The sequence below is a fragment of the Lysobacter sp. 5GHs7-4 genome (assembly GCF_021284765.1).
Classification (GTDB): Bacteria; Pseudomonadota; Gammaproteobacteria; order Xanthomonadales; family Xanthomonadaceae; genus Lysobacter.
This window is the reverse complement of the sequence record NZ_CP089924.1, coordinates 1646249-1666456: the sequence shown is the minus strand read 5'-3', so window position 1 is coordinate 1666456 and position 20208 is coordinate 1646249. Positions and strand designations below refer to the sequence as shown.

The following is a 20208-nucleotide window of genomic DNA, read 5'->3' as shown; positions in this document are numbered from 1 at the left end:
ACGCTCCCCTCTCCCCCCACGCGGCACACATCACGATGAGCGCAACGACGATGGAACTCGACGATCTCAAACAAGCCTGGCAGGACCTCGACCGCAAGCTCGACCGCCAGTACAGCCTGGACCTGCTGCGCTTCCGCGAGGAACGCGGCCGCAAGATGAAGTCCGGCCTGCGCCCGTTGGTCTGGGGGCAGGCGTTGCAGATGCTGGTCGGCGTGGCGGTGCTGCTGTTTGGCGTGGACGTGTGGACCGAGCACGGCGACGTGCCGCACCTGCTCGCGTTCGGGCTGATCGTGCACGTCTACGGCATCGCCCTGATCGCCTGCGGCGGCATGGTGCAAGCCATGATCGCCGGCGTGGACTACGCGGCGCCGGTGCTGGACATTCAGAAGCAGCTGGCGCGGCTGCGCAAGTTCTATGTGCGTACCGGCATGGTCGTGGGACTGTCCTGGTGGCTGTTCTGGATGCCGTTCATGGCGGCGCTGTTCATGAGCCTGTTCGGCGCCGACATGTACCGCAACGCGCCGTCGGTGTTCGTCATCGGCTCGGCGATCGGCGTGGCCGGCCTGCTGGCGACCTGGTGGTTCCATCGCTGGTCGCGCCACCCCAGCCGGCCGCGCCTGGCCCGGGCGATGGAGGACAGCGTCACCGGGCGCAGCCTGCGCCGCGCCCAGGCCATCGCCGACGAGATCGCGCGCTTCGAGCAGGACTGAAATCGCGAACGGCCGGCGCATGGGCCGGCCGCGTCGCCACGAATTTCGATGCCAACGCGCCGCCTAGGCGGCGCCATTCCCCCAGCGGCCGGCTCAACCGGCCGCTTTTTTCGCGCGCCGCGCCTCGCGCTTGAGCGGACCGCCGACCGGGCAGATCTCGAACGCGAACTGGGTCAGGGTGTTGACCAGGTTGTCGGGCACCAGCTTGTAGACCACGAACTGGCCGCGCCGCTCGCTGGAGATCAGGCCGGCGTTGACCAGCACCGACAGATGCCGCGAAACCGCCGGCGCGCTCATGTTGAAGCGTGCGGCGATGTCGCCGGCCGGCAGCTCCTGCTCGGACAGGTAGGCCAGGATCTGCCGCCGGGGCGTCGACGCCAGCGCTTCGAAAATCTTGTCCTGTTTCATGGCGAGGCTTTCATAACGGGGCGCTCATGGCGCAGCTGGCACGGCTGCGACGGTGACGGCCCGCGGGGGCCGGGACGCGGACGGACCGCGCACGAACATCATAGCCTTCCGCGCCGTGCGGGTATGAGCGTGGGCGTAACCGCCCGCCAGCGACGGCCGCGCGCCGCACACGCGCGAGCCGCGGCGGGTTGCGGGAACCCGTCGCGGCCCGGTTTCGCGGCGTCGCGAGGCGTCGCAAGCGGACCTCAGCCGCGGCCCGGCAGCGGCGGCGGCGCACCGCGCGCGGCGGCCTCGGCGACCCGCTCTTCGTAGCGCAGGTCGTTCATCCAACCCGAGACCACGCGGCCGTAGCGGGAAATCATCATCATGTTGAAGAAGTGCATCGCGCCCAGCATCAGCACCGACACGCCGATCTTGCTGCCGATGTGGGCGATCGGGTTGTTGAGCAGGGCGTCGGCGTTCCAGCCGTCCAGGCGGATCGCGATCACGCCGATGTTGATCAGATAGAAGCCGACCACGAGCAGGTGATTGGTGGACTTGGCCAGGGTCTCGTTCTGGCCGAAGCACATCACCAGGAATACCTCGCCGTTGCGCGACAGGGTGCGCGCCACCCAGATCGTCATCGCGACGGAAATGGCCAGGTAGGCGAGCAGGCCTAGCTGGGTCAGAAGGGCTTCGTCGATCATGGTCGTCTTCCTCTATGGTTTAGTCATTTGCTTATTTAACTAAAATGCTAAATCAATGACGAACGAAGTCAAGCGCCGTTCGTCGGCGCGTGTCGAGAGGCAGGAGGTGAGAGTTGGCCCTGGGCCTTTACGGCGGGGCGGCGCTGGCCGGAGCGATCACGGCGACAACGCGGAAACAGGCGGGGCGCCGCGATCGCGACGCCCCGCCGTCGAAGCGGATCAGGCGCGGGCGCGCTTCGGGAAACCGACCATGCGCTTGAGGTCTTCGTCCCACAGCTTCAACTGCGCGCACTTCAGGCTGGACCACAGGGTCAGCTTGGGCGCCGACTGCAGCAAGGGGCTGGACTCGTAGGCCTCGCGCAGGCGGTAGTTCGGGATGCGGCTGGCGAGATGGTGGATGTGGTGGTAACCGATGTTGCCGGTGAACCAGTGCACCACGCGCGGCAGGTCGTAGAACGAGCTGCCGGCGATCGCGGCCTCATGCGAGTTCCATTCGTCCTTGCGCGTCCAGTAAGCATCCTCGAAGGTGTGCTGGACGTAGAACAGCCACACGCCGATGGCGCCGGCGATCAGCACCACCGGCAAGTGCACCATCAGCACCGTGTGCCAGCCGATCGCGAAGCCCATCGCGACGAAGGCGACGATCAGCATCAGGTTGTTGAGCAGCACGCTGGCCCATTCCTTCTTCCAGGTGAAGGGAAGATCGAACGGGAAACGGTGCTTGAGCACGAACTGGTAGACCGGGCCGATGCCCAGCAGCACCGGCGTGCTGCGGTAGAAGCGGTAGCTCATGCGGCCCAGCCAGGAGCGGGCACGGTACTCGGCGACGGTCAGGGTTTCGATGTCGCCCATTTCGCGGCGATCGAGATTGCCCGAGGTGCCGTGGTGCACGGCGTGGGTCTTCTTCCAATAGCCGTAAGGGAACAGCGTCACCAGACCCAGGCAGCGGCCGACGGTGTCGTTGGCGCGGCTGCTGGCGAAGAAGGAGCCGTGTCCGCAGTCGTGCTGGATGATGAAGATGCGCACGTACAGTCCGGCCGCCGGCAGCGACAGCAGCAGCGTCCAGCCGTAGCCCCATTGCGCGACCACGCTCCAGGCCATGAGGGTCCACAGTGCCGCGAACGGCAACAGGGTGTTGATCAACTGCCACACCGCCCGTCCCAGGTGCGGCTTGGCGAAGCGCGCGCACAATTGGCGCAGGTTGGTTACGGCAGCGTGCGATTCGTCGGCGCTCAAGCGGGTTCTCCTGGGGAAGACCCATTGTCGGCGGCGCCCGATGTCCTAGCAATGACGTTCGTTGGCGTATGGTTGTGATCGCCATTCAGATTCGCGGCGCCGGTCCCCGGACCGCTACCCTGTGCGGCATGTCCGCCTGGCACGTCTACCTCATCGAATGCCGCGACGGCAGCGTCTACACCGGCATCGCCGTGGACGTGCACCGCCGCTACGCCCAGCACGCCGCCGGCAAAGGCGCGCGCTACACCCGCTCGCACCCGCCGTTAAGGCTGCTGGCGAGCTTCGCATACCCCGACCGCTCGGCCGCCCTGCGCGCCGAATACGCGATCAAACAACTTCCGCCCGACCGCAAGCGAGCGCTAGTGGCAGGCGGTCAGACGCCACCCGGCTGAACGACTCCCGTGCCGTTGCCGTTGCCCCTGAGTTTGCTCCGGCATTCAAGTCCATAGAACCGAAGCCACAAGAACAACCGTAGACCCGAAGGGCGGCGCGCAGGACGCGCGCCGTTTTTCGATAGGACAGGGATGTCCTATCGAAAAATCCCCGCGCCAGAACCGAAGCCACACGGGAGCTCCTGGCTCAGACCCTTCTCTTTGGTTACTTTCTCTTGGGCTAGCAAGAGAAAGTGACCCGCATGCGCAGCAGGCGGAAGCCTTTGACCTTCGGTCAGAAACAGCGAAGACAACAGCGAGAGCAAATCCTCCCCAACCCTCCTTTTCCAAAGGAGGGAGCTAAAAGCGCAACGCCGGGATCTGGAGGCCATCGGAACCGAATAGGCTCGATAGCCGGGATTCGCGATCGCGGCTCACGCCGCTCCTACAGAGAGCGCCGGCAAGAGAAAGTGACCCGCATGCGCAGCAGGCGGAAGCCTTTGACCTTCGGTCAGAAGAAGCAGCGCAAGAACAAAAGCAAATCCTCCCCAACCCTCCTTTGTCAAAGGAGGGAGCTAAAAGCACAGCATCGGTTTCTGGAGGCAATCAGAACCGCAGAGACGCGACAATCGGGATTCGCGGTCGCGGCTTACGACCGAAGGAAATCCCTGTGGGACACCGCTCCTACAGGGAAACATCGGAGACGAGCGAGTTATGCATGCAGCCGACAGCTAAACCAGAAAGCAGCAACCGCTACCCGCCCCCATTCGGCACCAACACGATCTTCCCCGCCCGCTCCCCCGCCGACGCCGCCGCCACCGCCTGCTTGATCTCGTCGATCCCGTACGTCGCCTGCACCCGCGCCCGCAACTTGCCCTGCCCAATCAACCCCGCCAACTCCCCGAACAAGGCCACCCGCCGCTCCGGCGGCGCCGCGCGGAACCAACGCGCCAACCAGAACCCGCGCAGGGCCACATCGCGGAATACCAGCGACGCCGGCGACACCGCACAGGGCTCGCCGCTCATCGCACCGTAGTTGACCAGCACCCCGCCCTCGCACAGCGACTGCGCCAGGCGCTCGGTCGCCAAACCGCCGACCGCGTCCACGCCCAACCGGATCTTGGCGCCGCCGGTCGCCTCGCGCACACGCTTGCCCAGATCGTCGCCATCCACCAGCACCACGTCGGCCCCCAGCGCCAGCACATCGTCGCGCGCCGACTCGCGCCGCACCACGTTGACCGTCTTCAACCCGCGCAAGGCCGCCAACTGCACCAGATAACCGCCGACCGCGGAGTTGGCCGCGTTCTGAATCACCCACTCGCCCGGCTGCAAATCGACGAATTCCGACAGCAGCAGCCGCGCGGTCGGCGGATTGACCGTGATCATCGACAACTGCACCGGATCGGCGTCGTCCGGCAGCGGCAGCAGCGTGCGCGCGTCGGCGATCAGATGGGTGGACCAGGTGCCGCCGCTGATCGGCAACAGCACCGTGCGGCCGAGCGCGGGCGCCGATACGCCTTCGGCCAGCGCCAGCACGCGTCCCACGCCCTCGTTGCCGCCCACCGCGGGCAGCGGCGGCAGCAGGCCGTACTGACCGGTCAAGGTGAGCAGGTCGGACGGATTGATCGGCGCGGCCAGCACTTCTACCAACACCTGGCCCGGGCCGAGCGCGGGCAGCTCGCACTCCACCGTCTCGATCACGTCCTGCGGCACCGGACCGCGCGTGGCGTACCTGGCCTGCTTCATGGCTTGCTCCCGGCGATCGCCCGTTGCCGGGCCTGGACGCACACGTTACCGCGTAGGCGCGCAGGGGTGCGGCTTGCGCCCAGGCGCCGGCGCTGCGACGCTGCGCATCGTTCTCCCGCCGCCATTGCCATGTCCCCCATCGAATTCGAACTCGACCGCGACCACGTCGAACTCAACCAGCTGCTGAAACTGGTCGGCCTGGCCCACAGCGGCGGCACCGGCAAGGCCATCGTCGCCAGCGGCGCGGTCACGGTCGACGGCCAGGTCGAGCTGCGCAAGACCTGCAAGATCCACGCCGGCCAGGTGGTACGCGCGCAGGGCGTCGAGATCCGGGTGGTCGCGCCACGCTGAGCGTGCCAGGCGGCACCCTACAGGCCCAGCTTTCTGCGCAGCGACGCACGATGCGGGTATCCGCTTAAACCATTCCATGCTTCGCGACATCCGACTTCACTCGATCAAAATCGTTGAGGGGCGGGGTGATGAGGCTAGGTATTGTTGGCGTGATGAAGGGCATGGGGGCGTGCTTGACTCTGGCCACCGGTGCTGCGTGGGCTGAGGGGCCCGAGCAATCGGCTGCGCAGCTGGTCGAGTTCGAATGCGGCGCGATCAAGTCGACCTACTACGACCCGAAAGCGGGCGAGCGCTTATGCAAGGTGCTCCAGTCATCGTTACGCTCGGGAGAGCTTGCGGCTCTGCCGGAGCGCGACAGGCTGAAGCGCGTCACCGCGTTGTTGCGCGAAAAGACCGGGGATCGCCATTTCTACATCGGCTTGCTGACCGCCGAAGGCAAGCCTGCCGCGACCAGGCCGGAAGGCAAACCGGAATTCAAACCTAACTGGAACGGTGGTTTCACCCAGATCCGCGTGCTGGAAGGAAACATCGGCTATATCAAGTGGGATCGCAGCCTGGCCGACGACGGAGATTTGGAGAAGATCGTCAATGGCTTGAAATTCGTGCATGGCGTGGACGCGCTGATCTTCGACATCACCGAAAACCCCGGCGGCGATGGTAGGAGCAGCGGCTTCGTGAACCGGCACCTGTTCGAAAGCGACGACTACCAGAACCTGCTGGTGAAAAGGTGCAGGGGCGAGACGCAGTGGAAGCAGAGCGAGGTGCCGTACAACCACGCGCCCGGTGCGAAGTTCCATGACACGCCGGTATACGTGATGGTTTCGGGCAAGACGGGCTCGGCGGCGGAGTATTTCGCCCTGATCCTGCAGCAGATGAAGCGAGCGACCATTTTGGGAAAGACCACGGCCGGCGCAGGCAACCCGGTCGTCCAGGTCAAGACCGACAAATACTTCGCCTACATTCCGATCTGCCAGATCACGACCAAAGATGGTGTGTCGATCGAAGGCAAAGGCGTGGTGCCGGACGTGCCGTTGCAGTCGGACGATTGGCTCGAGGAAACGCGACGCTACATTCTGGATCGACGCAAGACCGAATGAGGCGCGCCGCGCTCAGGCGATCGGCAAGTCCTCGTCGGCGCGGCACAGCGCATCGTGCAGCTGGCGCAGCCCATCGGCCTTGGGGTCGGCCACGCCGGAGCCGAAGGTCGCCACATAGCGGCAGGACGCATAGCCCAACGCGGCGCGGGCGTACTCGGACAGCCAGACCTGGCGCTGCGGCAACTGCGCGTGTTCCGGCGACCACGCCGCCACCGGCGGCACGATCTTGCGCTTCACGCCGACCCGCCAGGGCTTGGGGCTCACGCGAGCGCGGAAGCAGTTCTGCACCGCGCACATGGTCGCGTACAGCGGATCGGCGCCGAGCGCGCGGAAGCTTTCCTGCACCTCCGGTTCGCGCGGGCCGAAACGCCGATGCAGGGCCAGCAGGCGGAAGCCCGCCGGCGTGCGGTACAGGCGCAGCAGCCATTCCGGCCGCGCGGCCACGAAGGCGTCTATGCGCAGCCGCGCGCGCGCCTCGGGCCCGCCGTTGGCCGCGTGCTGGCGCTTGCGCAGCCAGCCGAGCACGACGATCGCCACGATGAAGCCGGCGAACAGCGCGCCGATGCCGACGCCGACCGAACGTTGCCACAGACCCAATGCGATCGCGGCGACGAACACCGCGGCGACGGCGCCTCGCGACAGGCCTTCTTTGGACACCTCGTCGAAATCGACGTCGGCGAACCACACGTCCGGGGTATTGAGGCAGAGCGCGCCATAGCTGTTGCGCGTGATCACCGCATCGTCGTGGCGCTCGACGATCTCCTCGCGGATCGGCAGGCCGTGGGCGCCGCCGTAGCCGACCTTGCGCTCCTGCCGCGGCAGGTGCTCGCCGGCCACGATGCGGTCGAAGGCTTCGCGCACGCGCGCGTCGGCATGCGCCTGCGCGTCGGCCGGGCTGAGGTCGGACCAGCCGAAACGGCGCACCGTGATCTGGCCGCGGTGCTTACGTTGCTGCAGGCGCGCTTCGGCCCAATAGGCTGGAACGATCATCGGTAGTCGTTGTCCCCCGGTTCGGTCGCCGATTCTAGCCGCGGCCCGGGCGGGACGTGGGCGCGGGTGCCGGGCCGGGCCTTGGACGGCACTTGCCGTCCATACCCAGCCCGCTTCCGACGTGCCGACCCGGCCGAATCGGCGTCCGGCCCGCACTTCGCGGCCTGAATCCGACGCCGGTCACGTTATTATCCGCAACGAGTCGCCAGCGCCGACGGTCCGCCGTCGCCGCTATTCGCTTGGGGACCGACCGCCGCACGATGGCCCGCCATCGCACCGGCGGCCGGACAGGACGAACCGACTCCACCGGGTGCCGGCACCGTTGCCGGCTTTTTCGTTAGTCGTTGAAGGAATAACCGCACAATGAAGACCGCACACAGGGGAATCTCGCTCGGCGGCGTATCGCTGCTGGCTTGCGCGCTGGGCCTGGGCCTGGCGCTGACCGCCACCCCCGCATCGGCGCAGCGCAAGAGCGCGCAGGAACAGCGCGCAGAAAAGACCGCGCAGATTCCGACCTGCAGCAAGAGCCTGGGCACGATCTCGGTCATCGAACCCGAGGATTCGGTCAACTGGTGGAGCGGCCAGCAGTTGCCCGCGCCCAGCAAGCTGATCAAGGTGTTCGTGAACAAGTCGCGCTGCTTCACCCTGGTCGATCGCGGCGCCGGCATGGACATGGCCATGCGCGAACGCGAACTGGCCTCCAGCGGCCAACTGCGCAACCGCTCCAACATCGGCAAGGGCCAGATCAAGGCCGCCGACTATGTGCTGGTGCCGGACCTGATCGCGCAGAACAACGACGCCGGCGGCAACGCCATCGGCGGCCTGCTCGGCGGACTGATCGGCGGCAAGGCCGGCGCGGTCGCGGGCAACCTGAACTTCCGCAAGAAGACCGCCGACGTGGTCCTGACCCTGACCGACGTGCGCTCGTCCGAGCAGGTCGCGATGGCCGAAGGCCACGCCAAGAAGACCGACATCGGCTTCGGCGCCAGCGGCGCGCTGTTCGGCAGCAGCGGCCTGGGCGGCGCCGGCGTGTCCGGCTACGCCAACACCGAACTGGGCCAGGTCATCACCCTGGCGTATCTGCAGGCCTACACCGATCTGGTCGGCGAACTCGGCGGCGTGTCCGGCAATGCCTCGGCGTCCAACGCCCAGCAGGCCGTGACCGTGATCAAGCCCGGCCGCCTGTACACCGACGCCAGCGGCAAGGGCAAGGTGGTGCGCTCGCTGGACGTCGGCATGATGCTCTACCCCACCGGCAACAAGCAGGGCGCCATGTGGGAAGTCGAGGACGAGATGGGCAACAAGGGCTGGGTGACTTCGCTGGCGCTGGAGCTGTCGAAGTAAGCCATCGCACCGTTGCGATGCCGCATCACGAAAGGCCGCCGCAAGGCGGCCTTTCGCTTTTGCGCCGTCTCCCAACCCGTCATTCCGGCGAACGCCGGAATGACGGGAATGGATCAATTCGGCTATCGCACTCAACGCTCCGGCCAATACCACGCCGGCGCATCCAGCAATCCCTGGCCCACCAAGGTGCTGCGGCTCATCGATTTCTCCAGCCGCAGCGTATTGCAGTCCGGCACCTGCTCCAGCGCCGCGATCAGCCGCGTCGCGTGCGAGACCACCCAGACCTGGGTGCGGCGCGCCGCGTGCGCGATCAGGCGCGCCAACGCCGGCAGCAGGTCCGGATGCAAGCTGGTCTCGGGCTCGTTGAGCACCATCAGCGGCGGCGGCCGCGGCGTGTGCAGGGCCGCGATCCACAGCAGGTAGCGCAGCGTGCCGTCGGACAGCTCCGCCGCCGACAGCGGCCGCAGCAGTCCGTGCTGGCTGAACTGCAGACTGAAACGTCCGCCGTCGTTGATCACGTCGACGCGCGCGCCCGGAAACGCATCGGCCACCGCCGCGTCCAGCGCCTGCGGGTCGCCGATTTCGACGATGGTCTGCCAGGCCGCGGCCAGGTCGCGGCCGTCGTGGCTGAGCACGGGCGTGCGCGTGCCCAACTGCGGCCATCGCGCCGGCGACTCGCCGTCGGCGCGGAAGTGATCGTAGAAGCGCCAGCCGCGAATGGTCTCGCGCAGGTTCAGCACCTCCGGCGCGCCGACCGGGTCGGCGATCTGCGCGTACATGCTTTCGTAAGCGTTGAGACGGTCGGACACCACCCGCCAGCCGCGGCCGTCGCGCACCCGCACCATCGCGCCGCGGCGGTCGACCAGCAGGTTCGACGGCCGCAGGAAGGGGCCGCTCCAGATCGCTTCGCGCTTGATTTCCGGATCCAGCGCGAACGCCGACAGCGACGGCACCGGCAGCCCCAGATCGATCGCATAGCCGAAGGCCTCGCCGGCGAAGCCCAGGCGCAGCGACACCGCGCCCTGGCGCGGTCCGCCCTGCACCGGCACCTCGCCGCGCTGCATGCGCGCGGACAACTGCTCCGGCCCGGCCCACAGCGTCGATCCCAGCCCGCCCTCGCGCGCCAGCGCCGGCACCACCCCGCCCTGCGCGGTTTCGGCCATCAGGCGCAGCGCGCGATACAGATTGGACTTGCCGCTGCCGTTGGCACCGGTGACCAGGTTCAAGCGCCCCATCGGCACGACCAGTTCGTGCAGGGAACGGTAATGGGCGATCGCGAGCGTGGTCAGCATGGGCCTGGGGTACCGAGTCGGGGGGCAGCCCGCCCATTGCAAACGATGCGCATCCCACCACCTGAGACGGCCCTTGCGGCGAGGTTTCATGCGGCTTTGCACCGGCCCGGGGCATGCTCGGCGGACCGGCCGCCGCGGCGGCGCCCCCGCAGACACGGAGGATCTATGAGCTACGTCGATGGTTTCGTCCTGGCGGTACCGCGCAAGAACTTGGCCGCCTACCGTCGCATGGCGCGTAAGTCCGGTCAGGTCTGGCGCGACCACGGCGCGCTGGCCTACGTCGAATGCGTGGGCGACGACGTCAAACCCGGCAAGGTCACCTCCTTCCCGCAGGCCGTGAAGCTAAAGGCCGACGAAGTCGTGGTGTTCTCCTGGGCGGTCTACAAATCGCGCGCGCACCGCGACAAGGTGCTGGAGAAGGTCATGAAAGACCCGCGCCTGGGCGACACGATGGACCCGAAGAAGCTGCCCTTCGACGGCATGCGCATGTTCTGGGGCGGCTTCAAACCGATCGTGGAGCTGTAGGCGCCGCGCCATCGTCGGCGCGCCCTCGCCGCTTTACCCTGCCCGGCCGGACTGAAACAATCCGGCGCATCCGCTATGCCGTCGGGGAGGACGGATGCGCTCGAATTCCAGTCTGTTGCTGGCGCTGCTGCTGGCGCCCGGCCTGTCGTCCTGCGGCGAGCCCGCCGCGCCCACCGCGTCCGGCGACGACGCCGGCGCGCGCGTGGCGTTCGCCGACCCCTCCGCCACCCGCGTCAGCGTGGAACGCGGCCCGCTGCCGCCGCGCTACACCGGCGGCCTGCCGACCTCGGCCGCCGACATGAAGGGCTGGTGGGAGGACAACCGCCGCTTCCCGCCGATCATGCATGCGCTGGACGGCATCGTCAGCGGCGATGCCGGCTGGATGGCGCGGTTGCGGCGCAGCGCTGAGCAGGTGCCCGCCGCCGAGGCCGCGGCGTGGGTCGGGGCCTGGCAGGACCGCCTGGCCTACCGCACGGTGACGCCCGCCTTCTGCCAGTCCGTGCGCGCGATCGCCGCCGAGCCCGATTCCACCCTGCGGCGCGCGCTGATGCCGGTCTTCGCCAAGGACTGCGCCGAAGCCGCCGATGCCGCGGCCGTGCTGCGTGCCGACACGCCCGATGCCGCGGTGCTGGCCTATTACTCCGAGCGCGAGTCGCGCCCAGGCCCGCGCCCCGCGTTCGACCCGCGCCTGGAACGCGTCGCGCGTGCGGCGATGCTGGGCGACGACGAGGGCGATGCGCGCGCGGCCGCGTTCGTGCTGGCCGAACTGCGCCAGCCCGAAGCCACCGCCGCGCTGGAACGCCTGCATGCGCAGATCCGCGACCCGGCGCGCGCCGACGAGGTCGCGATGGCGTTCGCGCATTCCGACAGCCGTACCGGGATGACCCAGCTCAATCTGGCCTGCGCGCGCCGCACCGACGATCCGATCTGCACCTCGCTGCGCAAACCGCGCGCCGCGGTCGAGGCGGACGATTCGGACCAGACGAAGCCGGACGCCGCCAAGGTGCGCGCACGCATCGAACAACTGCAGACCATGGGCTTCAGCCGCGTCGGCGAGGTCGATCCCAGCCAGGTCGAACGTCTCGACGCGGAGGCGGTGCTGATGTCGGCCGGCTACGCGCATTGGTTCGATGTCGAGACCGGCCAGTTCCCGAACGCGCACGACAGCCTGCTGCGCGAATTGGCCGCGCTGGTACGGCCGTCGCTGAACGGCGTGGTGTTCGAGGAAGTCGCGCCCGAGGACGATGAAGGCCCGTACCAGTTGGTCGCTTACGCCGACGGCATGATCTACCGCACGCGCGCCGAGAATCAGGGCGACTGGTACGACGTCGATGCGGTGCTGCGCCTGCTCGACGCGCTGCTGCAGGCGCGCAAGTCGCAGGACCGTTTCCTGGCGCTGGAGACCGGCGACCAGACCCTGATCGTGGTCGGCGGCCCGCGCGACGCGATCGACGCGGCGCTGGCGCAGAAGCTGCTGACGCCGGGCGACCCCGCCGAAGCCGAACGCGCGGGCAAGGCGTTCGAAGCGCAGGTGCTGGAGACGCTGAAGGCGAAGGTGCCGTAGCGCGCGCGACGCGGGCGCCACCCAGGGCGAAGCGGCAAAACGAAACGGCCCGCATCCGCAGGCCGTTTCGCATTCCTCATCGCAACCGAATCGGGCGCGACCGACTCAGACCTGCACCGTCTTCCAACGCCCGCGCTTGAACAGCCACAGGGTGAACAGGCCCACCGAGGTTTCGGACACGAACACCGCCCAGAACACGCCGGTGTGCTGCCAGCCCAGGCCGATCGCCAGCGCGTACGACAGCGGAATCTGGATCAGCCAGAAGAACACCACGTTGATCTTGGTCGGGGTCATGGTGTCGCCGGCGCCGTTGAAGGCCTGCACGGTGACCATCCACCAGCCGTAGATGAAGAACGAGTACGACAGGATGCGCAGCCATTGCGCGCCGACCTCGATGACCTTGGCATCCTCGGTGAAGAAGCCGATCAGCTGGTTCGGGAAGGCGAAGAACAGCACCGACACCACCACCAGATAGGCCATGTTGTACCAGCCGATCTGCCACACCGAGGCCTCGGCGCGCTCGGGCTGCTGCGCGCCCAGGTTCTGGCCCACCAGGGTGGCGGCGGCGTTGGACATGCCCCAGGCCGGCATCATGGTGAACATCATGATGCGGATCGCGATGGTGGCGCCCGCCACCGCCTCGCTGCCGATGCTGGCCAGGATGCGCATCAGGAAGATCCACGAGGTCATCGCCACGATCATCTGTCCGACCCCGCCCAGCGAGGTGCGCACGATATGCCACAGCACCGCGCCCTGCCAGCGCAGCTGCGCGGCGGCCACGTGGATGTGCTTGCCGCCGCGGAACAGCACCCACAGCTGGAACAGCACGCCCACGCCGCGGCCGATGTTGGTGGCGATGGCCGCGCCCTCGATGCCCAGCGCCGGCACCGGCCCCAGGCCGAAGATCAGCAACGGGCACAGCAGGATGTTCAGGCCGTTGGACAGCCACAGCACGCGCATCGCGATGGCGGCGTCGCCGGCGCCGCGGAAGATCGCGTTGATCACGAACAGCAGCATGATCACCGCGTTGCCGCCCAGCATCCATTGGGTGTAGCGGTAGCCGTGCTCGATGCTCCAGGCGTCGGCGCCCATCAGCCGCAACAGATCCTGGGCGTAGACGATGCCGACGATCGCCGGCAGCACCGACACCAGCAGGGCGATGAAGATCGCCTGCGCCGCGCTCACCGCCGCCTCCTCGCGCCGGCCCTCGCCGATGCGCCGCGCGATCACCGCGGTGACCGCCATCGCCAGGCCCATCGCCACGGCGTACAGCAGGAACAGATAGCTTTCGGTCAGGCCCACCGTCGCCACCGCGGACGGACCGAGCTTGGCGACGAAGAAGATGTCGACCACCGCGAAGGTGGATTCCAGCACCAGCTCCAGCACCATCGGCACCGCCAGCAGGAACACGGCGCGGCGCAGCGGGATCTTGGTGTAGTCGGCGTTGGTGCCGCGTACGGCCTCGCGGATCTCGCTCCACAGCGAGCCGCTCGGGACATGGGGGGCGACGTCGCTGCCGGCGTCGGGGGAACTCGGGGTTTGTTGGCTCATCAGGACCTATCCGTGCGCGGGTGGATGCGGGGCACGACGGTGGCCGTCGTACCCGATTCATAGGGTCGACGAACCAGAAACGCCGAAATCGACACGCCCCGAACAATCCGGTGCTTATGGTGCGCTGGCCACCGGACGCGTCCGCGCACCCTGCCATGATTCCGTCTCAAGGCCTGGGACAGTGTTGAATCTCATTAACCGATGATCCGGCTTCAAGCGCTGCCCGCTATCGCAACCGGTGGTGAACCCCGCGACCGGGCGTGTCGATCCGGTCCGCGCCGGTTCGTCGCACCCATGAGGACTGTCCCTCTACCCAGGAGATCAGCATGACCGGCACCGTCCGTTTGCACCGCGTTTTCACCGCCCCGGCCGAGCGCGTGTACCGCGCGTTCCTAGACGCCGCGGCCCTCTCCAAATGGCTGCCGCCCGACGGCTTCACCTGCACCGTGCACGAGCTGGACGCACGCGTGGGCGGCCGCTACCGCATGAGCTTCGCCAACTTCTCCAGCGACCAGAGCCACGCCTTCGGCGGCACCTACCTGGAGCTGGTCCCCGGCGAGCGCATCGTCCACGACGACCGCTTCGACGACCCCAACCTGCCGGGCACCATGATCACCACCATCACCCTGCGCACCGTGTCCTGCGGCACCGAGCTGCAGGTGGTGCAGGAAGGCATTCCCGATGCGATCCCGCCCGAGCAGTGCTACCTGGGCTGGCAGGAATCGCTGACCCTGCTGGAGCGTCTGGTCGAACCGACCATACCGGGCTGATCGCACGGCAATCCGAAAAAACGAACGGCGGCCCGGAACACCGGGCCGCCGTCGGGCGTCGCGCGATCTCGCGGCCGCTCAGAGCATCGGCAGCTTCAGCCCCTGCTCCTTCGCGCACTGCTGGGCGATCTCGTAACCGGCGTCGGCATGGCGCATCACGCCGGTGCCGGGATCGTTCCACAGCACGCGCGCGATGCGCTTGTCCGCTTCCTCGCTGCCGTCGCAGACGATGACCACGCCGGAGTGCTGCGAATAGCTCATGCCCACGCCGCCGCCGTGGTGCAGCGAAACCCAGGTCGCGCCGCCGGCCACATTGAGCATGGCGTTGAGCAGGGGCCAGTCGCTGACCGCGTCGCTGCCGTCGCGCATGGCTTCGGTCTCGCGATTGGGCGAGGCCACCGAGCCGCTGTCGAGGTGGTCGCGGCCGATCACCACCGGCGCCTTGAGCTCCCCGTTGCGCACCATTTCGTTGAACGCCAGGCCCAGCTTGTGGCGCAGGCCCAGGCCGACCCAGCAGATGCGCGCCGGCAGGCCCTGGAAGCTGATGCGCTCCTTGGCCATGTCCAGCCAGCGGTGCAGGTGGGCGTCGTCGGCGATGATTTCCTTGACCTTGGCGTCGGTCTTGTAGATGTCCTCCGGATCGCCGCTGAGCGCGACCCAGCGGAACGGGCCGACGCCGCGGCAGAACAGCGGACGCACGTAGGCCGGCACGAAACCCGGGAAATCGAAGGCGTTTTCGCAGCCCACGTCCTGCGCCATCTGACGGATGTTGTTGCCGTAGTCGAAGGTCGGGATGCCCTGCCGCTGGAACGCCAGCATGGCCTCCACGTGCACGCGCATCGAGCGCTTGGCGGCGTCGCGCACGCCTTCGGGATCGGTCTTCTGCGCCGCCAGCCACTGCTCGACGCTCCAGCCGATCGGCAGATAGCCGTGGACCGGATCGTGGGCGCTGGTCTGGTCGGTGACCGCGTCCGGACGCACGCCGCGGCGCACCAGTTCCGGCAGCACTTCGGCGGCGTTGCCCAGCAGCGCGATCGAACGCGCCTCGCCGGCGGCCGTGTACTTGGCGATGCGCGCCAGCGCGTCGTCCAGGTCGCTGGCCTGCTCGTCTACGTAACGGGTGCGCAGGCGCATGTCGATGCTGCTCTGCTTGCATTCGATGTTCAGCGAGCAGGCGCCGGCCAACGACGCGGCCAACGGCTGCGCGCCGCCCATGCCGCCCAGGCCGGCGGTCAGGATCCATCGCCCTGTCAGGCTACCGCCGTAGTGCTGGCGGCCCATCTCGACGAAGGTTTCGTAGGTGCCCTGGACGATGCCCTGCGAGCCGATGTAGATCCAGCTGCCGGCGGTCATCTGGCCGTACATCATCAAGCCCTTCTTATCGAGCTCGTTGAAGTGTTCCCAGGTCGCCCAATGCGGGACCAGGTTGGAATTGGCCAGTAGCACGCGCGGCGCGTCGGCATGGGTGGGGAACACGCCGACCGGCTTGCCCGACTGGATCAGCAGGGTCTCGTTGTCTTCCAGTTCGCGCAGCGACTTGAGGATCGCGTCGAACGACGGCCAGTCGCGTGCGGCGCGGCCGATGCCGCCGTAGACCACCAGTTCGGCCGGGTTCTCGGCGACTTCAGGGTCCAGGTTGTTCTGGATCATGCGGTAGGCGGCTTCGCTCAGCCACGATTTGCAGGTCTTGTCGCTGCCGCGCGGGGCGCGGATGACGCGGTCGGGATCGTGGCGGCTGGCTGCGGACATGGCGGTTTCCGGCGTTCGTGGAAGGGGATGGGTTCGAACTGAAATTATCGCGCCCGGTTCCGAGGGGCCGCCAGCGCGAGCGCGCCATCGTGGGGCCTCGCGAGCGCGGTTTTCGATGGAATTGGCGCTGCCCAGGGCAAAATGTATACGCTGTACACATGAACCCGCCCGCCACCGCCGAACGCATCCTGCGCGCCGCACGCGTCTTGTTCGAACGCGAGGGCGTGGCCGCGGTCAGCATGCGTCGCGTGGCCGAGGCGGTGGGCATCACCCCGATGGCGATCTACCGCCACTTCCCCAATCGCGACGCGCTGCTCAAGCGCATCAGCGACGACAGTTTCCAGGAGATCGCCCATCACTGGAGCGCGCGCAAGGACGGCGGCGACGTGATCGCGCGCCTGCTGGCGATACAACGCATTTACCTGGACTACGCGCTCGCCCATCCGCACCTGTTCGATCATGCCTTTTCGATCCGGCGCGAGGACGCACGGCGCTATCCCGAGGACTTCCGCGCACGCCGCTCGCCGACCTTGAACGTGGCCGCCGACGTGGTGCTGGAAGCGCAACAGGCCGGGCTGTTGCGCGCGGGCGATCCCTGGGATCTCGCGATGACGCTGTGGGCGCAATCGCATGGCCTGATTTCCTTGTATCGCGCGGGTCGCTTCAGTTACGACGAGCGCGAGTTCCGCGCCTTCTACGAGGCGTCGTTGGCGCGAGTGTTGGACGGGTTGCGGGTTTGAACGTCGTCGTGGGCGGTACGCTGCGAGCCGCTTGGCGTCGCGGCGCGGAGATCACGGTCGCGGCTTGCGCCGCTCCTAATCAAGGTCTGCCGTTGCCGCAGCGCTCGCGGCTTACTGTGGGAGCGGCGTGAGCCGCGACCACGTCGACTTGAACCACAGCGACGACCAAGCCGACGGCGCACCAACGAAAACGCCCGGCCAAAGCCGGGCGTTCGGAGCTGCATCGCACTAACGACCTCAGCGTATCGACGGATCCAGCCGACGCAGCGCCTCGCCGATATCGGTCTGCCCGGTGCGCTCGATGTCGTCGCGGCTGTAGACGCGGCCGTTGCCGGCCACACAGCCCTTGCGGCCCGACTTGTCGGTCGTGGAGCGGTCGCGGATATGCGTACCGGTGTGGCGCACGCAATTGCGCTGCGAATCGGCATTAGCCTGCGCATCGGCCTGCGCCTGCGGCGTGGCGGCGGTTTCGCTACGCGCCTGCGCCGACACGTCGGCCTGTGCGGACACGGCCGTCTGCGCCGAGGCCGCGAACGCGCTGACCGCGAGCAGGCTGGCGAGCAATACACGTTTCATGGGAACACCTCGGAATGAGTAGGGAATCGACGGATCGCGATCCGCCGTCCATCCACGATACGCCTCCCCGCCGCGCCGGCACGTCGCCGCGCGGTCCGCGTTTAGGGATTCGTCAGCCTGAATTCCGGGCAACGCGTGGGCCGGGCCGCGCGGAACGCCATGGCCTCGGCCTCGGTCGCCGGCTTGGGCTCGACGCCGTCGTCGAACAGCACCCGCCAGACCCCGTCGCGGTCGCGGTGCCAGACCGAATGGAAGGCGCCGATCCTGTAGCGCTGCTTGGCGTCCGGGGCCGGATCCTCGAATAGCGAAGGCCCGCTGGACCAGGCCACGTCGGCGACGCCGCCGATGGTGACGCGGGTCGGATACCACTCCAGCCGCACGACCTTGCCCTCGATAATGCGGGTCCAAGCCTTGGCGATGGCCTCGCGACCGCGCGTAGGCAATGCGCGGCTGGCGCCGAACGCGGCGCCGGGCTGCAGATGCGAGGCGAACGCGGCCGCATCGTGATCGGCGACCGATCGCGCGAAGCTGAGTTCGCGCGCCCACACCTGGCATTCCTTAGCGGTCAGCGGTGGCGGCGGCGCGATCGGAGGCGGCGGCGGCGACTCCTGGGTCGCGGCCCAGGCCGGCGCCAGGATCGCGATGGACAGCGCCGCGGCGGCGCAGCGGGCGGCGGTACGGCGCATGGCGACTCTCCGGGCAAAGGGCGCGAACACTATCGGCACAGGCCCGGCGCGCCGCCAGCGACGGAAGTCATGGCGACGTCTGGACGTAATCCGCTGCCGCTATGATCCGGCCATGCGCTCCTATTTTTCGGCGGCCGCGACCGCCCTGCTCGCCCTCGTCCTCACCGCCTGCGCCATCCGCGCGCCCAAACCCGCCGCCCCCGCAGAACCGGCGCCGGTGCTGCTGATCTCGATCGACGGCTACCGCAACGATTACTTCGAGCGCGGCACCTCGCCCAATCTCGCGCGCATCGCGCGCGACGGCGTGCGCGCGGCGTGGATGAATCCGTCCTACCCGTCGCTGACCTTCCCCAATCACTACAGCATCGTCACCGGCCTGCGCCCGGACCACCACGGCATCGTCCACAACAGCATGTGGGAGGACGGGCTGGGCGACTTCCGCGTCGCCGACCGCAAGGCCGTCGGCGACATGCGCTGGTGGGGCGGCGAGCCGATCTGGGTCGGCGCAGAGAAGGCGGGACTGCGCAGCGCCACCTTGTTCTGGCCCGGCAGCGAGGCGCCGGTGCAGGGCCTGCGGCCGACGCGCTGGCGCTTGTTCGACGAGAAAGTCCCGGCCGACGCGCGCGTGGACGAAGTGCTGGGCTGGCTGGGCGAGCCCGCAGCGACGCGACCGCGCGTGATCACCCTGTACTTCGACGCGCTGGACAAGGCCGGCCACGAGCACGGACCGGACTCGGCCGAGGCCGCGCAGGCCATCGCCGGCATCGACGCCGCGATCGGCCGCCTGCTCGACGGCCTGGCCGCGCGCGATCAACTGGAACGTGTGAACCTGATCGTGGTGTCCGACCACGGCATGGCCACCGTGGCCCCGGGACACGCGATCGCGGTCGAGGACATGGTGTCGATGGAGGAAGCCACCGTGGTCTCGATCGGCCAGTCGATCGGCATCGCGCCCAAGCCCGGCTTCGAGGCGGCGGTCGAGAAAAAGCTGTTGGGCCGTCATGCGCAATACGACTGCTGGCGCAAGGGCGAGCTGCCGCAGCGCTGGCATTACGGCCGCCATCCGCGCGTACCGCCGATCGTGTGCCAGATGCACGAGGGTTGGGACGCGATCCAGCGCTCGTCGCTGGCCAAGCGTCCGAACGCGGACCGCGGCTCGCACGGCTACGATCCGGCGCTGCCGTCGATGCGCGCGATCTTCTTCGCGCGCGGCCCCGCGTTCCGGCGCGGCGCCCGCATCGATGCGTTCGACAACGTCGACGTGTACCCGCTACTGGCGCGTCTGGTCGGTATCGAGCCGGCGCGCAACGACGGCGACATCGCGCCGCTGCTGCCGGCGCTGCGCGACGCCGGCCCGCGGCGTTAACGGACCTCGATCTTCCAGGACACGCTGCGCACCGGCGGCACGTCCTTCTCCCAGGCGCGCCGGTAGTCCATGCGCAATTCGCCCTGGCCCGCGGCGACGGCGCGGAAACGCCAGGTCTGGGTGCCGCCGCCACCGACCGCGCCGGGATGGGACAAGGCCATCGAGGGTTCGCCGGCTTGTTCTATCGTGCCGGCCGCGGCGGCCGTGTCGACGATCCAGCCGTAACCGGTGCTGGGGTTCGCTTCCACGTTCACCACCAGCACGTCGCCGACGCTCGCCATCACCGGCGCGGCGCTGTCGGCGGCGGTCAGCACGCGTTCGGCGGAAGCGGCCGGCGCGCCCGCGCTGGTGCAGGCGGCCAGGCTCGATGCGAGCATGCAGCCCGCAAACCAATGACGAAGATTCATGACGCGGCTCCCTGCGAGGTCGGTGGCGGAGAGTATGCGCCGC

General features: G+C 68.2%; 21 protein-coding genes. 10 read left to right on the top strand and 11 right to left on the bottom strand.

Going from position 1 to position 20208, the window contains the following annotated elements; translation table 11 throughout:
- Nucleotides 1-35: 35 nt before the first annotated feature.
- Nucleotides 36-710 (top strand): serine/threonine protein kinase, encoded by a 675-nt coding sequence (locus LVB77_RS07290; protein ID WP_232909488.1) that lies wholly within the window; start codon nt 36-38, stop codon nt 708-710.
- A gap of 93 nt (nt 711-803) precedes the next feature.
- Here the strand turns inward: LVB77_RS07290 and LVB77_RS07285 are convergent, their stop codons facing one another.
- From LVB77_RS07285 to LVB77_RS07275, 3 genes are all read right to left on the bottom strand, one after another.
- Nucleotides 804-1118 (bottom strand): metalloregulator ArsR/SmtB family transcription factor, encoded by a 315-nt coding sequence (locus LVB77_RS07285; RefSeq protein ID WP_232909487.1) that lies wholly within the window; start codon nt 1116-1118, stop codon nt 804-806.
- Nucleotides 1119-1363: 245 nt separating this feature from the next.
- Complete coding sequence (locus LVB77_RS07280) at nt 1364-1804, bottom strand: hypothetical protein (protein ID WP_232909486.1); 441 nt, start codon at nt 1802-1804, stop codon at nt 1364-1366.
- A gap of 219 nt (nt 1805-2023) precedes the next feature.
- Entirely contained in the window at nt 2024-3040 is a 1017-nt protein-coding gene (locus tag LVB77_RS07275) for a fatty acid desaturase (RefSeq protein ID WP_232909485.1), read from the bottom strand.
- A gap of 128 nt (nt 3041-3168) precedes the next feature.
- Here LVB77_RS07275 and LVB77_RS07270 point away from each other — a divergent pair, with 128 nt between their 5' ends.
- On the top strand, nt 3169-3432 hold the full coding sequence (locus LVB77_RS07270; protein WP_232909484.1) for a GIY-YIG nuclease family protein: 264 nt from the start codon (nt 3169-3171) through the stop codon (nt 3430-3432).
- Nucleotides 3433-4164: 732 nt separating this feature from the next.
- Here LVB77_RS07270 and LVB77_RS07265 read toward each other — a convergent pair.
- On the bottom strand, nt 4165-5157 hold the full coding sequence (locus tag LVB77_RS07265; RefSeq protein WP_232909483.1) for a zinc-dependent alcohol dehydrogenase family protein: 993 nt from the start codon (nt 5155-5157) through the stop codon (nt 4165-4167).
- Between the two features lie 129 nt (nt 5158-5286).
- Here LVB77_RS07265 and LVB77_RS07260 point away from each other — a divergent pair, with 129 nt between their 5' ends.
- Nucleotides 5287-5508 (top strand): RNA-binding S4 domain-containing protein, encoded by a 222-nt coding sequence (locus LVB77_RS07260; protein ID WP_232909482.1) that lies wholly within the window; start codon nt 5287-5289, stop codon nt 5506-5508.
- Nucleotides 5509-5681: 173 nt separating this feature from the next.
- Nucleotides 5682-6605 (top strand): S41 family peptidase, encoded by a 924-nt coding sequence (locus LVB77_RS07255; protein WP_232909481.1) that lies wholly within the window; start codon nt 5682-5684, stop codon nt 6603-6605.
- A 12-nt stretch (nt 6606-6617) separates the two neighbouring features.
- Here LVB77_RS07255 and LVB77_RS07250 read toward each other — a convergent pair whose 3' ends face one another.
- Nucleotides 6618-7595 (bottom strand): hypothetical protein, encoded by a 978-nt coding sequence (locus LVB77_RS07250; protein WP_232909480.1) that lies wholly within the window; start codon nt 7593-7595, stop codon nt 6618-6620.
- A gap of 363 nt (nt 7596-7958) precedes the next feature.
- Here LVB77_RS07250 and LVB77_RS07245 point away from each other — a divergent pair, with 363 nt between their 5' ends.
- On the top strand, nt 7959-8939 hold the full coding sequence (locus LVB77_RS07245; protein ID WP_232909479.1) for a CsgG/HfaB family protein: 981 nt from the start codon (nt 7959-7961) through the stop codon (nt 8937-8939).
- A gap of 131 nt (nt 8940-9070) precedes the next feature.
- On the opposite strand, the gene LVB77_RS07240 is transcribed toward LVB77_RS07245, so the two are convergent.
- Entirely contained in the window at nt 9071-10231 is a 1161-nt protein-coding gene (locus tag LVB77_RS07240) for an AAA family ATPase (protein WP_232909478.1), read from the bottom strand.
- Between the two features lie 165 nt (nt 10232-10396).
- On the opposite strand from LVB77_RS07240, the gene LVB77_RS07235 reads away from it, so the two are divergent.
- Nucleotides 10397-10756: a DUF1428 domain-containing protein gene (locus LVB77_RS07235; RefSeq protein ID WP_232909477.1), complete on the top strand. Its 360-nt coding sequence runs from the start codon at nt 10397-10399 to the stop codon at nt 10754-10756.
- A 94-nt stretch (nt 10757-10850) separates the two neighbouring features.
- Complete coding sequence (locus LVB77_RS07230) at nt 10851-12320, top strand: hypothetical protein (RefSeq protein WP_232909476.1); 1470 nt, start codon at nt 10851-10853, stop codon at nt 12318-12320.
- A gap of 105 nt (nt 12321-12425) precedes the next feature.
- Here the strand turns inward: LVB77_RS07230 and LVB77_RS07225 are convergent, their stop codons facing one another.
- Nucleotides 12426-13871, bottom strand: a complete 1446-nt coding sequence (locus LVB77_RS07225) for an MATE family efflux transporter (RefSeq protein WP_232909475.1) — start codon at nt 13869-13871, stop codon at nt 12426-12428.
- A gap of 326 nt (nt 13872-14197) precedes the next feature.
- On the opposite strand from LVB77_RS07225, the gene LVB77_RS07220 reads away from it, so the two are divergent.
- On the top strand, nt 14198-14641 hold the full coding sequence (locus tag LVB77_RS07220) for an SRPBCC family protein (RefSeq protein ID WP_232909474.1): 444 nt from the start codon (nt 14198-14200) through the stop codon (nt 14639-14641).
- A 78-nt stretch (nt 14642-14719) separates the two neighbouring features.
- On the opposite strand, the gene hutU is transcribed toward LVB77_RS07220, so the two are convergent.
- Nucleotides 14720-16390, bottom strand: coding sequence for a urocanate hydratase (gene hutU, locus LVB77_RS07215; protein WP_232909473.1), 1671 nt, complete (start codon nt 16388-16390; stop codon nt 14720-14722).
- 158 nt (nt 16391-16548) lie between these two features.
- Between hutU and LVB77_RS07210 the strand changes: the two genes are divergently transcribed.
- On the top strand, nt 16549-17130 hold the full coding sequence (locus LVB77_RS07210) for a TetR/AcrR family transcriptional regulator (RefSeq protein ID WP_232909472.1): 582 nt from the start codon (nt 16549-16551) through the stop codon (nt 17128-17130).
- A gap of 237 nt (nt 17131-17367) precedes the next feature.
- Here the strand turns inward: LVB77_RS07210 and LVB77_RS07205 are convergent, their stop codons facing one another.
- Together LVB77_RS07205 and LVB77_RS07200 are read right to left on the bottom strand one after the other, a co-directional pair.
- Nucleotides 17368-17706, bottom strand: a complete 339-nt coding sequence (locus LVB77_RS07205) for a hypothetical protein (RefSeq protein WP_232909471.1) — start codon at nt 17704-17706, stop codon at nt 17368-17370.
- A 101-nt stretch (nt 17707-17807) separates the two neighbouring features.
- The gene (locus LVB77_RS07200) at nt 17808-18392 is read right to left on the bottom strand and encodes a DUF4440 domain-containing protein (RefSeq protein ID WP_232909470.1); all 585 of its coding nucleotides are present in this window, start codon (nt 18390-18392) and stop codon (nt 17808-17810) included.
- Between the two features lie 112 nt (nt 18393-18504).
- On the opposite strand from LVB77_RS07200, the gene LVB77_RS07195 reads away from it, so the two are divergent.
- Nucleotides 18505-19758 carry an ectonucleotide pyrophosphatase/phosphodiesterase gene (locus LVB77_RS07195; RefSeq protein WP_232909469.1) on the top strand — a complete coding sequence of 418 codons (1254 nt, stop codon included), beginning with the start codon at nt 18505-18507 and terminating at the stop codon, nt 19756-19758.
- Here the strand turns inward: LVB77_RS07195 and LVB77_RS07190 are convergent.
- Nucleotides 19755-20165 (bottom strand): protease inhibitor I42 family protein, encoded by a 411-nt coding sequence (locus LVB77_RS07190; protein WP_232909468.1) that lies wholly within the window; start codon nt 20163-20165, stop codon nt 19755-19757. The two genes, LVB77_RS07195 and LVB77_RS07190, sit on opposite strands and share 4 nt — an antisense overlap.
- Nucleotides 20166-20208 lie beyond the last annotated feature (43 nt).

What these genes read in the sequence shown, in the direction of transcription:
- LVB77_RS07265 (WP_232909483.1), bottom strand. Translation starts at nt 5,157, where the DNA reads ATGAAGCAGGCCAGGTACGCCACGCGCGGTCCGGTGCCGCAGGACGTG.
- LVB77_RS07240 (WP_232909478.1), bottom strand. Translation starts at nt 10,231, where the DNA reads ATGCTGACCACGCTCGCGATCGCCCATTACCGTTCCCTGCACGAACTG.
- LVB77_RS07230 (WP_232909476.1), top strand. Translation starts at nt 10,851, where the DNA reads ATGCGCTCGAATTCCAGTCTGTTGCTGGCGCTGCTGCTGGCGCCCGGC.
- LVB77_RS07195 (WP_232909469.1), top strand. Translation starts at nt 18,505, where the DNA reads ATGCGCTCCTATTTTTCGGCGGCCGCGACCGCCCTGCTCGCCCTCGTC.
- LVB77_RS07290 (WP_232909488.1), top strand. Translation starts at nt 36, where the DNA reads ATGAGCGCAACGACGATGGAACTCGACGATCTCAAACAAGCCTGGCAG.
- LVB77_RS07280 (WP_232909486.1), bottom strand. Translation starts at nt 1,804, where the DNA reads ATGATCGACGAAGCCCTTCTGACCCAGCTAGGCCTGCTCGCCTACCTG.
- LVB77_RS07210 (WP_232909472.1), top strand. Translation starts at nt 16,549, where the DNA reads ATGAACCCGCCCGCCACCGCCGAACGCATCCTGCGCGCCGCACGCGTC.
- LVB77_RS07190 (WP_232909468.1), bottom strand. Translation starts at nt 20,165, where the DNA reads ATGAATCTTCGTCATTGGTTTGCGGGCTGCATGCTCGCATCGAGCCTG.
- LVB77_RS07205 (WP_232909471.1), bottom strand. Translation starts at nt 17,706, where the DNA reads ATGAAACGTGTATTGCTCGCCAGCCTGCTCGCGGTCAGCGCGTTCGCG.
- LVB77_RS07260 (WP_232909482.1), top strand. Translation starts at nt 5,287, where the DNA reads ATGTCCCCCATCGAATTCGAACTCGACCGCGACCACGTCGAACTCAAC.
- LVB77_RS07200 (WP_232909470.1), bottom strand. Translation starts at nt 18,392, where the DNA reads ATGCGCCGTACCGCCGCCCGCTGCGCCGCCGCGGCGCTGTCCATCGCG.
- LVB77_RS07250 (WP_232909480.1), bottom strand. Translation starts at nt 7,595, where the DNA reads ATGATCGTTCCAGCCTATTGGGCCGAAGCGCGCCTGCAGCAACGTAAG.
- LVB77_RS07285 (WP_232909487.1), bottom strand. Translation starts at nt 1,118, where the DNA reads ATGAAACAGGACAAGATTTTCGAAGCGCTGGCGTCGACGCCCCGGCGG.
- LVB77_RS07270 (WP_232909484.1), top strand. Translation starts at nt 3,169, where the DNA reads ATGTCCGCCTGGCACGTCTACCTCATCGAATGCCGCGACGGCAGCGTC.
- hutU (WP_232909473.1), bottom strand. Translation starts at nt 16,390, where the DNA reads ATGTCCGCAGCCAGCCGCCACGATCCCGACCGCGTCATCCGCGCCCCG.
- LVB77_RS07235 (WP_232909477.1), top strand. Translation starts at nt 10,397, where the DNA reads ATGAGCTACGTCGATGGTTTCGTCCTGGCGGTACCGCGCAAGAACTTG.
- LVB77_RS07225 (WP_232909475.1), bottom strand. Translation starts at nt 13,871, where the DNA reads ATGAGCCAACAAACCCCGAGTTCCCCCGACGCCGGCAGCGACGTCGCC.
- LVB77_RS07245 (WP_232909479.1), top strand. Translation starts at nt 7,959, where the DNA reads ATGAAGACCGCACACAGGGGAATCTCGCTCGGCGGCGTATCGCTGCTG.
- LVB77_RS07220 (WP_232909474.1), top strand. Translation starts at nt 14,198, where the DNA reads ATGACCGGCACCGTCCGTTTGCACCGCGTTTTCACCGCCCCGGCCGAG.